This window comes from Microbulbifer sp. MCCC 1A16149, from assembly GCF_050368945.1.
In the GTDB taxonomy this organism is placed as follows: Bacteria; Pseudomonadota; Gammaproteobacteria; order Pseudomonadales; family Cellvibrionaceae; genus Microbulbifer.
Window position 1 is genome coordinate 3,972,587 of record NZ_CP185959.1, and the last position, 14,239, is coordinate 3,986,825.

Sequence of the window (14,239 nt, forward strand, 5' to 3'; positions counted from 1 at the left end):
CACTACTTGTCCGGAGTTGATTGAGCAGTACACGATGGATATCAAGGAAACCCCCGATCACGAATTTATCGACATCCATATCGAGCGCCGTCGCGTAATCTGGATTATTGCCCTGGTACTGGTATTCAGCCTGGTACTGATTGTGCTGACGGTGGAAAAGGTGCGCGAGCTGGCGGAGCGTATTGTCAGCCCGGTGGAGTATATTGAGCCGGTACCGGAGCCGGTTCCGGACGTGCTCGATCCGGATGTACCCCTGATATACAAGATCAAGGGCTACACCGCGGCCACCGCCATCGCCTTCGAAAAGTTCCTCGATGAGGACGACCACCGCGCGCACTTCGAAAAACTGGAACACTTCCTCGAGATCAACGAAGTGGCAGAGGTAGTGCCGCCGTATGAGCTCATGCGCCAGGGTACCGACTGGCAGAAAATCGGCGAACCGCCATTTGCCATCCCCCCGGAAGAAAACTGGGAAACCATGGTGGATACCCTCAAGGTGCTCAGGGATTACATCATCCCCGCCATCGGCCCGGTGCATGTTCTGTCAGGCTGGCGCACCTCCAGCTACAACGCCAAGGCCGGAGGCGCGCGCACCAGTAAACATATGCACTTCTGCGGCCTCGACATGATCCCCGAGGACGAATACACCCGCAAACAACTGCTGCCCAAGCTGCGCCGTATCCACAGAAAAGTCGGACGCAAATGGAATATGGGGCTCGGTATCTACAGCGGTATCCGCTTTCATGTGGACACATGCGGTTACCGCCGCTGGTAAAGCCCCCGCCTATCTGTTTTCATACCTGCTGACCACGGCCGCCACCGCGTGGCCGCCGCTTGTTCGCACAAGCGCAGCCCATAACCGAATAAATACAACTGAATAACTACAGCCAGGGATGACCGGTGCAGGAAAGACTGGAAAGACGCTCGTTTATATTTACGCTACTGCTGGTAACCATCGCTTTTGGTTTCCTGCTCAAGCCATTTTTCACCGCCATTTTCTGGGCCTGTGCGGTGGCCCTGATTTTCCATCCCCTGTACCGCTACCTGCTGAAACGTTTCCCGAAATGGCCCAACCTCACCGCATTGGCCACGCTGCTGCTGTGTATCGTGGTGGTGGTTATCCCGGTACTGCTGGTAGCCAGCTCGTTTATCAGCGAGGTGGCCAATCTGTACCAGAAGGTGCAGTCCGGCGAGATCAACCTCGGCGCCAAGGTGGAGCAGATCCGCGCGGCCTTCCCCGGGATCAACGCGGCGCTGGAACGAATCGGGATGGACTTCGACGGCATCAAGGAAAGGCTCCTCGGCGGGCTGATGACTGCCGGTAGCCTGATCGCCAAAAATGCCCTGGCGCTCGGCCAGAATACGCTGAACTTTTTTGTCAGCCTCGGCCTGATGCTGTACCTGACCTTTTTCCTGATCCGCGATGGCAATTCGCTGATCGCGCTGCTGATTCGCGCGCTGCCCCTGGGTGACGAGCGGGAAAAACTGCTGCTGGCAAAATTTGCCGAAGTAACCCGCGCAACCATCAAGGGCAACCTGGTGGTGGCGGTCACCCAGGGCACCCTCGGCGGACTGATTTTCTGGGTGCTGGACCTGCCCGCTCCGCTGCTGTGGGGCGTGGTGATGACGGTACTATCGCTGCTGCCCGCGGTGGGGGCCGCGATTATCTGGTTCCCCGCCGGGCTCTACCTCTATGCCACCGGCGATGCGGTGAAAGCCACGGTACTGATGGTCTACGGGGTCCTGGTCATCAGCCTGGTGGACAATATCCTGCGCCCGATCCTGGTAGGCCGCGACACCAAATTGCCGGACTATATCGTGCTGTTTTCCACCGTCGGCGGCCTGTTGATGTTCGGCATCAGTGGCTTCGCCATCGGTCCCCTGTTAGCTGCGCTGTTTATGGCCTTCTGGGAAATTTTCATGCGCGAATTTATCAGTGGCAACGAACCACTGGTGCCTTCGCGACTGGACTCGCCATTGAGAGATTCGCCCGAAGACGCGGGCCCAGCGGCATCAGCGGATTCTTCTGATTCCCAGAGCTGATTTCAGCAGTCGGCGCTGACTGCCCTGCGGTCTGTTTCGACGAATTAGCCAACGCAGTTAATCCAATCCTGGCGAAGCCTCGTATTGCAGAAGGTCACCTTTGTGCAATACCCGGTTAGCCAGGAAGAAACATGAAAAAACCTCGTTTGCTGTTGCTGGCAATTGCGCTGGTGTGCTCCGCATGCAGCGCCCCCGGCATTGAAGATTACGCCGACAACACCCCGCGCTTCGTCGCCGAGGATTTTTTCTCCGGGCCCATGAAGGCCTATGGACTGGTAAAAGACCGCGGCGGCAATGTGACTCGTCGGTTTGTCGCTGAGATCAACGGAAGCTGGGAAAATGGTCGCGGCCAGTTGCGTGAAAAATTCGAGTTTGACGACGGCGAGATCCAGTACCGAACCTGGCAGCTGGTACCGGCGGACTCTGGCACACAGTCCGTACGCAAATATACGGCCAGCGCTGGCGACGTCGTCGGCACCTCAATCATGTCGGTCGCCGGTAATGCCGTGTTTATGCAATACACTCTTCAGGTGCCATACAAAGGCCGCACCATCAACGTGAATGTGGATGACCAGATGTTCCTGGTTGCACCCAACGTGCTGATCGCAGAGTCCCAGCTCAGCAAATGGGGCTTTAACGTTGGGGAAATTCAGCTCACTATCGTCAAATAATTCTGCCTGAGCCCGCGCTGGAGTAAATCTTACCTCCATCGATCACAGTGCAGATTACGGCGGGTCCGGCGAAACCATACGTCGGGCTTCCGACGCTTCCAGTATCAAACTCATCTCCGCCATCGGCCGCTGATCGACAATGATCACCCCCTCCGTGGCCCGATCCAGATCCGCAATCAACAGAATCACCGTGGCAAAGGTCAGCCCCAGGGTCACGGCCAGCTGTACGGAGCCGCCACGGCTGACCCCGAACTGGAAGCCGATGGCCAGCATCGCCAGCCCGGTAAGGATATACAGCGCGATCCAGATAGGGCCCGGTATGCGGTATTCGAGGCCGACCACGATGCGCGAGTTGTGGGAATTGATGAGGTTGGTCACCGGCTCGATAAAGTGTCGCAGGTAACCGGCGTTGTAGTCCTGCGCGATATGCTCATCGATCAGCGCCCACAACTGATCCTGGATGGCGACACTCTGCGCCAGCCCCTCCGGGGTTATTTCATCCACCCGCGGATTAAAATCACGCAACTCCGCATAATTGGCGAGCAGCACTTTCGCCTTGCGCGCCGCTTGTGGCTGGAGAAAATCTGCATGCAGGTAGGCGGTGTGAATGGCATTCACTTCGTCGAGCAATAACGCCTTGCGGTCGTTGTAGCGACTTGCGGTCATGTTGAAGGTGAACGCCAGCAGGAATGCCAGCAGGCCGAGGGTGGCGGTCACCGCGCTGCCGATGGAGGGTTCCTTTTCGGTACCCAGCGCGCGGATATAGCGATGCCCCAGGTGAAACCCGAGCCCCATGGTGGCCAGCACCAGCAGCACGGTAAACGCGTAAATCACCGCCAGCGGAATGGAGTGAAACAGCTCGTCAGCAATCATGTCCAGCCTCGAAACCTTTCCCCCAAGTTTGGCTCAGATTTCGCGACTGGACCACGGTCGCCGGGACTGGGTGCCTCCGGCGTCAACTGCGATTCGATCAGGCTTTTTTCACAAACTCGGACTTGAGTTTCATCGGACCGATACCGTCGATCTTGCAGTCGATATCGTGATCGCCCTCTACCAGGCGAATATTCTTCACCTTGGTTCCGACCTTTACTACCGAGGAGGAACCCTTCACCTTGAGGTCCTTGATCACCGTCACCGTATCGCCATCCGCCAGCGGATTGCCGTTGGCGTCGTTGATTTTCAGCCCGTCATCGGATGCCGCCTCGGCTTCCCCCGCAGACCACTCGTGGCCACATTCCGGACACACAAACCTGTCGCGGTCCTCGTAGGTATAGCTGGACTGGCACTGGGGACAATTGGGGAGATCGCTCATTGAAAAACCCTTTTGGAAACGATGACAGCAGTGCCATCGGGAATGCTCAGGAATTACCGAGGTAATTTTAGAAGCGCGCATTAGAGAACATGGCGCGCGCCGGTGCAAATTTCCAGGCTTTTCGGCCAGTACCGGTCCTGCGGGAAGTTGCCCGTATTTCGGCCGGTTCCTGGGCATAGGGGAAATATAAAACGACAACACCCGGCTTTGCCGGGTGTTGTGGGTACTGAGAAACCAGGAACAGTGGTTGGCGCGCGCTCAGTCGTCGCCGCCACTCATCCCCAGTTCCTTCAGTTTGCGGGTGAGGGTATTGCGCCCCCAGCCCAGCAGTTCCGCGGCATCGCGTTTTCTGCCCGCGGTGTGCTTGAGTGCGATCTCGATCAGGGCGCGTTCGAACGCCGGTACCGCTTCGCTGAGAATCTCCCGCTGGCCGGTAGCCAGGGCCTGGTCGGCCCACAGGCGCAGGGCTTTTTGCCAGTCCTGCGGCGCCTCGCTGGTGGCGCCCTGCTGGTGGAGTTCCGGCGGCAGGTCATCCACCAGCACCTCGCGACCGGACGCCATGACGGTGATCCAGCGACAGGTATTTTCCAGCTGGCGCACGTTACCCGGCCAGTCCAGCCCGGAGAGGTATTCCTCGGTTTCCTTGAGCAGGATTTTCGGTTCTACCCCGAGATCCTTGGCGGCACTGTTGAAAAAGTGGCGCACCAGGCGGGGGATGTCTTCACGGCGATCGGCAAGACGCGGAATATGGATGCGGATAACATTGAGGCGGTGGAAGAGGTCTTCGCGGAACTTGTGTTGTTCTACCAGGCGCTCCAGGTCCTGGTGGGTCGCGGCGATAATGCGGACATCAACTTTTACCGGGGTGTGGCCGCCCACCCGATAAAACTCCCCGTCTGCCAGTACCCGCAGCAGACGGGTCTGCGTCTCCGCGGGCATATCCCCGATCTCGTCGAGAAACAGGGTACCGCCATTGGCCTGTTCAAAGCGACCGGCACGCTGGGCACTGGCGCCGGTAAACGCGCCTTTCTCGTGACCGAACAGCTCCGACTCCATCAGGTCTTTTGGAATCGCCGCCATGTTGAGGGCAATAAACGGCTGGTTCTTGCGCGGGCTGTGATTGTGCAGCGCCGCCGCTACCAGTTCCTTACCGGTACCGGATTCACCGTTGATCAGCACGGTGATATTGGAATGGGACAGGCGACCGATTGCGCGGAACACCTCCTGCATCGCCGGCGCCTCGCCGATGATTTCCTTGTTACCGGTGCCGTTTTCGATAATGACCGGCTCTTCCGGTTGCTGCTCGTTGGCGTGTGCCAGGGCGCGACGGGTCACCGCCACCGCCTCGTCCACATCGAACGGCTTGGGCAGGTATTCAAAGGCACCGCCCTGATAAGCGGCTACCGCGCTGTCGAGATCCGAGTGCGCGGTCATGATGATAATCGGCAGCTCCGGACGTTCGGACTGGAATCGCTGCAGCAATTTAAATCCGTCGGAGCCCGGCATGCGAATATCGCTGATCACCACATCCGGGGACTCACTGTAAAAGTCATCCAGGGCGCGATCGCCATTTTCGTAACAGGTGGTGTCAATCCCGGCACGGGAGAGGGCGCGCTCCAGTACCCAGCGGATGGAGCGGTCGTCATCAATGATCCAAACGCGATTGTTCATAATAATTTTCCGGCCTGCGTTTTTACTTTCGAATAATTTGTAATGTCTTCAAGTCCGCTGCGGCTATTCACTCGCCAGCGGTAAATAAATCTGGAATTCGGTCTGTCCCGGCTCGCTTTCGCATTTAATCAGCCCCCGGTGCTGATTGATGATGTGCTGGGAAATGGATAGTCCCAGCCCGGAACCCTCAGCGCGTCCGGAAATCATCGGGTAGAAAATACGCTCGCGAATTTCCTCCGGAATCCCCGGGCCGTTGTCCAGGATGTCGATTCGACAAACCAGCGGACAGTGCCTGCGGCCGATGGTGAACTGACGCTGTACCCGGGTACGGATCGTCAGGCTGCCGGCTTCCAGTCCGATACTTTCGGCGATGGCCTGCATCGCATTGCGCGCGATATTCAATACAGCCTGAATCAATTGCTCGCTGTCTGCGGGGATATCCGGTATCGACGGGTCGTAGTCCCGCTTGATAATCAGCGCTCCGTCGCACTCCGCTTCGATCAACTGGGCCGCGCGCTCGGTAATCGAGTGCACGTTCACCGGCAGCAGCTTCACCGGCTGGCGGGGCCCCAGCATGCGGTCCACCAGATTGCGCAGGCGATCCGCCTCTTCGATGATGATCTGGGTGTATTCACCGAGACCCTCGTCGTTCAGATCTACCAGTTCCCTTTGCAGCAACTGTGCCGCTCCGCGAATTCCGCCCAGTGGATTTTTCACTTCGTGTGCCATGCCCCGAACCAGGTTGCGGGTGGTCTCCTGGGCGGAGATCAGCGCGTCCTCGCGGGCGATGCGCAACAGGCGATCCATGGACTGCACTTCCAGCAATAACAGCCCGAGATCGGTGAGCGGGGTCACCGAGTAGTCGACGGTGCATTCTTCCAGGTTGTGCAGCAGCCACAGGGCGCGGCGCACCGTGTACTTCTCTCCGGTAGCCAGCGCAGAGCGCAGGGCCTGCTGGGCGGAGCGGGACTCGCGCACCACCTCTTCCAGAGGCAATCCGATAGAGCGGGCACTGGACGCCGCAACCAGATCTTCCGCAGCGGAGTTGAGGTAGCACAGGGACAGGTTCTCATCGAGCACCAAAACGGCCGAGGTGAGGTTGTCCAAAAGCAGACGTAACTGACGGTCCTTGAGCATTCGGGGGTCCGATTCTGTTCATATCTCCGGTTCGCTTAATGGCAGTGCAAGAAGCAAACCAAAATGGCGCAAAAACCCGGACACAGGGAAAGGTTTCAGGGGCGTCGGCGCGCGACAGCACACCATAATGCACCAATCTTGTGCATAGAGCAAAAAACAATCAACTTTGATGCTCACAACGGAGCACGGGAAGAATTCGGCGGCTGGGCGTGCACGAGAAGGGACGGTGGACGCCAGGGCGAGGAGAGAGAAGGCGCCCCGGTGCGCAAGTTTGGCGCAGCAGGGCGGGTAAGAAGGAGATCAGCTCAACGGGGCTTGGGCTTTGGCGGCTTGGCCACACCCGGCGCCTGCGGCAGTTTTGGCATCTGCGGCGCCTGCTGGGCCGGGTAATCGGGCACTTGTCCGCCGGGACGCTTCACATGGATCTGGATCGCCTGGGACTGGGCCAGCGGCTGTCCGCCGGCGCTGAGCAATACCGCCTGCACGGTATGCGTGCCGCGCTCCAGCGCGGAAATATCCAGGCTGGTGCCGGAGGACATACCCGACCAGCGCTGCCCATCGATCACCGCATAGAAGGCGTAGCCATCGCGCGGCACCGGATTGAGCGCCACCTGCAACACGATAAACCGCTGCCCCGGGGGGATGGTGGCATCGTTGGCAGGGCTGACAATGGAGAAATTCACCGGGCCCTGGTCGCTTCCGCGGCGCTCCCGATCGTCCTGATCCCGCGGCGACAGTTTGCGTGTGGGCAGCGGCAGGGGTGGCGCTATGGGCTGTACATTGGTGGGCCCGATCTTGATCTTCTCGGCCTTCTGTCCGGCGGGCGGGGAGTCGCTGAATGTCACCCTCCCGTCCGGACCGACAATACGGTACACGCTGTTGCCGGACGCACTGTCGGCACCCTTGCCGTCTGCGGCGCGATCTTTATCCGACGAGTCCTGCTGTGCCATCGCCGCTGCAGCCAGCAGCGCTGCGGTCAGTACAATCCACCTGCTCATGGGCGTTCCTGCCTCTCGCTATGTATTTCAGGGAGCCTGTTTTAAGGCTAGTGTATCGCGAAAATCAGACGCGCATAAAAAAAGCCCACACCAGAGTGCGGGCTTTCTCGTCATCTTTGCGCCGTTCTCACCAGATCTCCCTTGCGAGAGAAACCGGCGGCGGCGCGCTGATGATACCTGCTACTTAGCAGGAGTAGTACAGTTCAAACTCGACCGGGTGAGTGGTCATGTTCACACGCTGTACTTCTTCACGCTTCAGAGAGATGAAGGCGTCGATGGCGTCGTCGGTGAATACACCACCTTCGGTCAGGAACGCGCGGTCCTCGTCCAGTGCATCCAGAGCCTGTTCCAGGCTGGAAGCAACGGTCGGGTACTCGGCCAGCTCTTCCGCCGGCAGGTCGTACAGGTCTTTGTCTGCAGCGTCGCCGGGGTGGATCTTGTTCTTCACGCCGTCGAGGCCAGCCATCAGCAGGGCTGCGAAGGCCAGGTACGGGTTGGCAGTCGGATCCGGGAAGCGGGTCTCGATGCGCTTGCCTTTCGGGCTCGGCACGAACGGAATGCGGATGGACGCAGAGCGGTTGCGCGCGGAGTAGGCCAGGATAACCGGCGCTTCGAAGCCCGGAACCAGACGCTTGTAGGAGTTGGTGGAAGAGTTACAGATCGCGTTCAGGGCGCGCGCGTGCTTGATGATACCGCCAACGTAGAACAGGGCAGTTTCAGACAGGCCAGCGTAGGCGTCGCCTGCAAACTGGTTTACGCCGTCCTTGCTGAAGGACTGGTGCACGTGCATGCCGGAACCGTTGTCACCTACCAGCGGCTTGGGCATGAAGGTAGCGGTTTTGCCGTAAGCGTGGGCTACGTTGTGTACCGCGTACTTCAGGATCTGAACTTCGTCCGCTTTCTTGGTCAGGGTGTTGGCGCCAACACCGATCTCGCACTGGCCCGCAGTACCCACTTCGTGGTGGTGTACTTCGATTTCCAGGCCCATGGCTTCCATGGCGGAACACATAGCGGCGCGCACGTCGTGCAGGGAGTCGACCGGCGGAACCGGGAAGTAACCGCCTTTAACGCCCGGGCGGTGGCCCATGTTGCCTTCGGCGAAAGAAGCACCAGAGGACCAGGCGGCTTCTTCAGAGTTGATCTTGTAGAAGGCGCCGCCCATTTCGGCACCCCAGGTGATGTCGTCGAATACGAAGAACTCGGGCTCCGGACCGAACAGCGCGGTGTCACCGTAACCGGTGGACTTCAGGTATTCCTCAGCGCGCAGTGCGATGGAACGCGGGTCGCGCTCGTAGCCCTGGCCGGTGATCGGGTCGACGATGTTACAGCGAATGATAACGGTCGCTTCGTCGGTGAAGGGGTCGAGGAAAGAAGTTTCGTCGTCCGGCATCAGGATCATGTCGGATTCGTTGATGCCCTTCCAACCAGCGATGGAGGAACCGTCGAACATCTTGCCTTCTTCGAAGAACTCGCCGTCAACTTCCTTAGAAGGAATGGAAACGTGTTGTTCTTTACCTTTGGTATCGGTGAAGCGCAGGTCTACCCATTTGGCTTCGCTCTCTTTGATGAGTCCGAGCGTTTTCGCTGACATTGCAGTCCTCCAAGAATGATAAGTTATGTGTCGCGCCAATTCGCTTTATCTTGTGGCAACAGTCAAAGCAAGGAATGTGCCAAATTGGGGCAAACCGGTTGCGCGCGGTGTCGGGAGGGCAGAATTCAGCGATAACGGCCTGTTTTCTGCCGCGAGCCATCGCCGCCCCCTCAAGGTAGTCCCAAAGTTGGTGCCCCAAAACCACAATTTGCACCATTTTGGGGCTGCATGGTCACGCCAGGCACCAAAACAGTGCCGCAAGCAAATTCCCGATAGCGAGTTTATAATTCGCCACCTTTGCCGGGAAGCGACTCAGCGCAACCCGGCCTCAAATTCAACCGCGGTTCCGGCACATTCACATGCATTTCGTCGTCAAATTTTTCCCAGAGATCACCATCAAGAGCAATCCGGTGCGCAAGCGCATGTCGCGCCAGCTTGCAGATAACCTGCGTAAGCTGATGCGACAGCTGGACGACCGGATCAAGGTGCAGAAAGACTGGGAAAAGATCGACGTGATTGCACCCGATGCAGTATCCCACCTTTCCGAACGCATTGAAGAGGTACTGGCGCACACTCCCGGCATTGCCAATTTTGCCCGGGTACAACAGTTCCCCCTGGGTGACCTGGACGATATCTACCAGAAGACCCTGCCGATCTGGGGACCACAGCTGGCCGGCAAGACCTTCTGTGTGCGCGTCAAGCGCACCGGCAAGCACGACTTCCAGTCCCTTGACGTGGAGCAGTACGTGGGCGGTGGACTCAACAAGAACACCGATGCTCTCGGGGTAAAACTGAAAAATCCCGATGTCACCGTGAAGCTGGAAGTCCGCCACGACAAACTGAACGTGATCGAAGAGCTGCACCAGGGCCTCGGCGGCTTCCCGCTGGGCACCCAGGATCCGGTGCTGTCCCTGGTCTCCGGCGGATTCGACTCCACAGTGGCCAGCTACCTGACCATGAAACGCGGCATCCGCACCCACTTTCTGTTTTTCAATCTGGGCGGACGCCAGCACGAACTGGGAGTAAAGGAAGTCGCCTTCTATCTGTGGGAAAAGTACGGCGCCTCCCACCGGGTGAAGTTCATCACCGTGCCCTTCGACGAAGTGGTCGCAGAGATCCTTGAACAGGTGGACGACTCTTATATGGGCGTGACACTGAAGCGCATGATGCTGCGCGCCGCCTCCGCCGTGGCCAAGGAACTGGAAGTGGATGCAGTTGTGACCGGTGAAGCCATCGCCCAGGTATCCAGCCAGACCCTGAAAAACCTCGCGGTGATCGACAGCGTCACCGACACCCTGGTGTTGCGCCCGCTGATCACCTCGGACAAAACCGACATCATCCGCACCGCGCGCGCCATCGGCACCGAGGAATTCGCTGCGAACATGCCGGAGTACTGCGGGGTGATTTCGGTAAAACCCACCACTCGCGCGAAAATGGAAAAGGTGGAACACGAGGAAACCCGCTTCGACTTTACCGTGCTCGACCGCGCCATCGGCGACCGGGTGATGCAGAACATCGATGAGGTGATGACGGACCTGGGCGAAGACGTGCCGCCGGTGGATATTGTCACCGAGCCGGGCAGCGCCACCGTGATCGACATCCGCCATCCCACCGAAGAGGAAGTCAATCCGCTGGAACTGGACGGCACCGAAGTGGAAACCATCCCCTTCTTCCGCCTGAGCACTGCATTCCAGAAACTGGATACGGAAAAGCACTACCTGCTGTATTGCGACCGCGGGGTAATGAGCCAGCTGCACGCGTCGCACCTGCTGGATGAGGGCTATCGCAACGTGGGTGTGTACCGCCCGGTCAAGCCCAAACACTGACCCGGATCTGGAGCGCCACTTAACTAATCAGTGTGGCGCTACCGCCCTGACAACCGGCAATTCACATCCGCACATGGGAACAGGCGCAACCGCATTTGGACCACCGCAGCGCCTGTTTCACTCCACCGCTTTTTCCACTAAGCTCGACGTCGATTTATTCCCCAGACATGGTCCAAACCACAAGGAATTTCGATGTTCAGTCACGTTATGCTCGGCGCCAATGATATTGAGGAATCCAAGGCATTCTACGATGCAATCCTCGGCGTGCTGGGCCACAAACCCGGTGTTATCGATCCCAAAGGCCGCTGCTTTTACTTCACCGATAGCGGCGTATTTGCACTCACCAAACCCATCGACGGGGAAGCGGCCAGCGGCGGCAACGGCAGCACCATCGGTTTTGCGGTAGAGAGCCCCGAACAGGCCGACCTGTGGCACGCTGCAGGCATCGCCAACGGCGGCGCTCCCTGTGAGGATCCGCCCGGGGTACGCGAGGGCGGCGACATGAAGCTGTACCTGGCCTACCTGCGCGATCCGTCTGGCAACAAGATCTGCGCACTGCGTCGCCTGTAAGCCTGACCTAAGCGTTTTTCCTGCTCCCGAGACAAAAAAGCCCGGCCAAAATGCCGGGCTTTTTTGTGGCCGGTACCAGCCCCGCTATGCTCAAGACTGGACAGGTACCGGGCAGTAAAGAGCAACATATGCAGCGCAAACCCGCAATCAGCCACCACGGCAATCCGAGCGCCCTGCTGCGCGCCACCTGTACACCACTGGCATCGATATTTGGCAGTGGATTTCTGGTCATGGTGCCCATTCTCGCGGGTGCAGTGGGCATATATGCGGTAGTGGCAATGGCACTGGTGTGTGCGCTGGCCTACTGTGTGGGCACCGTAATCCGCTTCAATATCCGTTTCGCAGAGCCGGTACTGAAGAACAACCCGCCGGAGTCCACACTGACCTTCGAGCGGAGTTCCGATCTGGCGCTGGTATTGGCCTATGTAATCTCCGTGTCGCTTTACCTGCACATCTTGTCCGCGTTTGTACTCGGTAGCCTGCATCTGGACACACAGTTCAACGAGGACCTGCTGACCAGCGCAGTGATTGCCTTTATCGTCACTATTGGCATCAGCCGTGGGCTGAAAGGCCTCGCGGCGATCGAGGGCCTGGCGCTAGTGGTGACTCTGGTCATTATCGTACTGCTGATCGGCAGCTTTGCACTGTACGACCTGCATGCATGGCAATCCCCGCGGGGACTACAGTTTTTCCAGGCAAATCCCCACAGTCTTTGGGAAATCCTGACCATCGTGGCCGGCACCCTGATAGTGGTGCAGGGTTTCGAGACCACCCGTTACCTGGGCGACACCTTCGATACCGGCACCCGCATACGCGCCTCGCGGCTTTCACAAATTGTTTCAACCGCTGTGTACCTGGTATTTATCAGCCTATCGCTACCGCTGGTACATACCCTGAACGGTAAATACGGCGACAACAGCCTGATCCATATCGCCGCGGCTGCGTCTGCCATGCTTGTGGCACCGCTGGTGGTTGCTGCGGCCATGAGCCAGTTCTCCGCTGCGGTGGCCGACACCCTAGCGGCCACAGGGAACCTGGAGGAGGTAACCCACCACCAGCTCAAGATCCGCTTCGCCACGGTTCTCGTAGGCGGTGGCGCAATCGCACTCACATGGACCGCGGACACCATGGAAATCGTTTCTCTCGCATCTCGCGCCTTCGCCTTCTACTACCTGCTGCAATGCCTGGTGGCCATCAGTGTCAGCCAGTCCACTCGCCAACGGATTTTCTTTGCACTGATCGCCGCAGCCCTGGGATTTATTGCCGTATTTGCAGTACCCGCCAGTTGAAACCAGTCATCCATAAAAACCCGCGCTGAACCGGAAGGTCAACAACGTTAGCCCCCAGGGCAGCAGGTAAAACCCGACCGCCGGGTCCGCAAGTGCATGGGCAGCCAATTTGTTTGACGGTCGTCTTATTTACCGAAATATATTCGGCCGGGGACAGATTTGTAACAGTTTGTAAGGTTTTTAGAGGGGCTCTGGAGCGACCTGTGACGCTGTGATACAAAAGTTCAAAATTCGACCAGCATCAACTACCTGACAGCTGTGCAGCAACCCCGTTTTAGATGACCTCGATGACCAAGTTCACTCCGATCGCTCTGCTGATGTGCCTGGCGCCGCTGCATGTTACCGGCGCCACCCCGGCGGAAGTCCAAGCGCCAGAGTGGGAAATCAGTATCGCCACCGGCTACGGGGAAATTGAGAATCCCATCGCGGGTAAGCGCGATGGGAAAAGCTATCTCCTCCCAAATTTCAGCTATTACGGGGAACGTTTTTTCTTCAGCAACCTCACCGCGGGTTACAGCCTGCTGGAAAACGAGAATTTTTATCTCGACCTGGTTGCGCGCCCCAATGAAGACGGCCTTTATTACCAGCTGGAAGAGCACAGCTCCGCCGGCGACGGCCTGCTGAGCAACTTCATGACGCACTTCCGGGCCGCCGCGGATCCAGCGGATGCGGAGCGCAAAGTGTCAATCGTCGCCGGCCCGAGTATTACGCTGGTATCGGATTGGGTGGACGTTTCCTTTTCCTGGTTTCACGACGTCAGTGATGTACACCACGGCAGCGAAACCCATTTGAGTTTTGACAAGCAGTATCCCCTGTTCGGCGGTGCCATCGGCTTCGGCATAGGCGCCACCCAGAAAGATGCGGACCTGGTGAGTTACTACTACCAGTTCACCGAGCAGGAAGCGGGTATTTACTACAATCGCTACGCACTCGCCTTCCCTGCAGCTGACGCAACCGACACATATGCGCGGTTGCATTTTTCTTACCCCCTGAGCAAAAACCTCGAGCTGCGCCTGGCTGCGCGCTACAACCGCTATGACGAGGCGGGAAGAAATCTGCGTTTTATCGAACACCCGCAAACACTCAATTGGTTCGCCGGCGTGCAGTACACCATCGGTAGCGGGCAATAAC

The 14,239-nt window shown here is 58.4% G+C and carries 13 protein-coding genes; 7 read left to right on the forward strand and 6 right to left on the reverse strand.

Annotated features, from left to right (window positions below; genetic code table 11):
* The first annotated feature begins 34 nt into the window (after positions 1–34).
* From ACONT6_RS16375 to ACONT6_RS16385, 3 genes are all read left to right on the forward strand, one after another.
* Positions 35–775, forward strand: a complete 741-nt coding sequence (locus ACONT6_RS16375; RefSeq protein ID WP_428819487.1) for a D-Ala-D-Ala carboxypeptidase family metallohydrolase — start codon at positions 35–37, stop codon at positions 773–775.
* Between the two features lie 125 nt (positions 776–900).
* Entirely contained in the window at positions 901–2,043 is a 1,143-nt protein-coding gene (locus ACONT6_RS16380) for an AI-2E family transporter (protein ID WP_428819488.1), read from the forward strand.
* A 131-nt stretch (positions 2,044–2,174) separates the two neighbouring features.
* Positions 2,175–2,714, forward strand: a complete 540-nt coding sequence (locus ACONT6_RS16385) for a DUF3833 domain-containing protein (protein WP_428819489.1) — start codon at positions 2,175–2,177, stop codon at positions 2,712–2,714.
* Between the two features lie 54 nt (positions 2,715–2,768).
* On the opposite strand, the gene ACONT6_RS16390 is transcribed toward ACONT6_RS16385, so the two are convergent.
* The 6 genes from ACONT6_RS16390 to glnA form a co-directional block, all read right to left on the reverse strand.
* Positions 2,769–3,587 carry a hypothetical protein gene (locus tag ACONT6_RS16390; RefSeq protein WP_428819490.1) on the reverse strand — a complete coding sequence of 273 codons (819 nt, stop codon included), beginning with the start codon at positions 3,585–3,587 and terminating at the stop codon, positions 2,769–2,771.
* A 97-nt stretch (positions 3,588–3,684) separates the two neighbouring features.
* Entirely contained in the window at positions 3,685–4,026 is a 342-nt protein-coding gene (locus ACONT6_RS16395) for a zinc ribbon domain-containing protein YjdM (RefSeq protein ID WP_428819491.1), read from the reverse strand.
* A gap of 258 nt (positions 4,027–4,284) precedes the next feature.
* Positions 4,285–5,697 carry a nitrogen regulation protein NR(I) gene (gene glnG, locus ACONT6_RS16400; RefSeq protein ID WP_428819492.1) on the reverse strand — a complete coding sequence of 471 codons (1,413 nt, stop codon included), beginning with the start codon at positions 5,695–5,697 and terminating at the stop codon, positions 4,285–4,287.
* A gap of 63 nt (positions 5,698–5,760) precedes the next feature.
* Positions 5,761–6,834: a nitrogen regulation protein NR(II) gene (gene glnL, locus ACONT6_RS16405; RefSeq protein WP_428819493.1), complete on the reverse strand. Its 1,074-nt coding sequence runs from the start codon at positions 6,832–6,834 to the stop codon at positions 5,761–5,763.
* A 305-nt stretch (positions 6,835–7,139) separates the two neighbouring features.
* Entirely contained in the window at positions 7,140–7,832 is a 693-nt protein-coding gene (locus ACONT6_RS16410) for a DUF4124 domain-containing protein (protein WP_428819494.1), read from the reverse strand.
* 184 nt (positions 7,833–8,016) lie between these two features.
* Entirely contained in the window at positions 8,017–9,423 is a 1,407-nt protein-coding gene (gene glnA / locus ACONT6_RS16415) for a glutamate--ammonia ligase (protein WP_181254956.1), read from the reverse strand.
* A 359-nt stretch (positions 9,424–9,782) separates the two neighbouring features.
* On the opposite strand from glnA, the gene thiI reads away from it, so the two are divergent.
* From thiI to ACONT6_RS16435, 4 genes are all read left to right on the forward strand, one after another.
* Positions 9,783–11,249, forward strand: coding sequence for a tRNA uracil 4-sulfurtransferase ThiI (gene thiI / locus ACONT6_RS16420; RefSeq protein ID WP_428819495.1), 1,467 nt, complete (start codon positions 9,783–9,785; stop codon positions 11,247–11,249).
* Positions 11,250–11,441: 192 nt separating this feature from the next.
* Entirely contained in the window at positions 11,442–11,819 is a 378-nt protein-coding gene (locus ACONT6_RS16425; protein WP_428819496.1) for a VOC family protein, read from the forward strand.
* Between the two features lie 86 nt (positions 11,820–11,905).
* Positions 11,906–13,108 (forward strand): hypothetical protein, encoded by a 1,203-nt coding sequence (locus tag ACONT6_RS16430; protein ID WP_428819497.1) that lies wholly within the window; start codon positions 11,906–11,908, stop codon positions 13,106–13,108.
* A gap of 287 nt (positions 13,109–13,395) precedes the next feature.
* Positions 13,396–14,238: a MipA/OmpV family protein gene (locus tag ACONT6_RS16435; protein WP_428819498.1), complete on the forward strand. Its 843-nt coding sequence runs from the start codon at positions 13,396–13,398 to the stop codon at positions 14,236–14,238.
* Position 14,239: the final 1 nt, after the last annotated feature.

Bases quoted from the DNA above. Each gene is read 5' to 3' on its own strand.
- ACONT6_RS16375 (WP_428819487.1), top strand. From the start codon at position 35: ATGGATATCAAGGAAACCCCCGATCACGAATTTATCGACATCCATATC.
- ACONT6_RS16385 (WP_428819489.1), top strand. From the start codon at position 2,175: ATGAAAAAACCTCGTTTGCTGTTGCTGGCAATTGCGCTGGTGTGCTCC.
- ACONT6_RS16390 (WP_428819490.1), bottom strand. From the start codon at position 3,587: ATGATTGCTGACGAGCTGTTTCACTCCATTCCGCTGGCGGTGATTTAC.
- ACONT6_RS16395 (WP_428819491.1), bottom strand. From the start codon at position 4,026: ATGAGCGATCTCCCCAATTGTCCCCAGTGCCAGTCCAGCTATACCTAC.
- glnG (WP_428819492.1), bottom strand. From the start codon at position 5,697: ATGAACAATCGCGTTTGGATCATTGATGACGACCGCTCCATCCGCTGG.
- glnL (WP_428819493.1), bottom strand. From the start codon at position 6,834: ATGCTCAAGGACCGTCAGTTACGTCTGCTTTTGGACAACCTCACCTCG.
- ACONT6_RS16410 (WP_428819494.1), bottom strand. From the start codon at position 7,832: ATGAGCAGGTGGATTGTACTGACCGCAGCGCTGCTGGCTGCAGCGGCG.
- glnA (WP_181254956.1), bottom strand. From the start codon at position 9,423: ATGTCAGCGAAAACGCTCGGACTCATCAAAGAGAGCGAAGCCAAATGG.
- thiI (WP_428819495.1), top strand. From the start codon at position 9,783: ATGCATTTCGTCGTCAAATTTTTCCCAGAGATCACCATCAAGAGCAAT.
- ACONT6_RS16425 (WP_428819496.1), top strand. From the start codon at position 11,442: ATGTTCAGTCACGTTATGCTCGGCGCCAATGATATTGAGGAATCCAAG.
- ACONT6_RS16430 (WP_428819497.1), top strand. From the start codon at position 11,906: ATGCTCAAGACTGGACAGGTACCGGGCAGTAAAGAGCAACATATGCAG.
- ACONT6_RS16435 (WP_428819498.1), top strand. From the start codon at position 13,396: ATGACCAAGTTCACTCCGATCGCTCTGCTGATGTGCCTGGCGCCGCTG.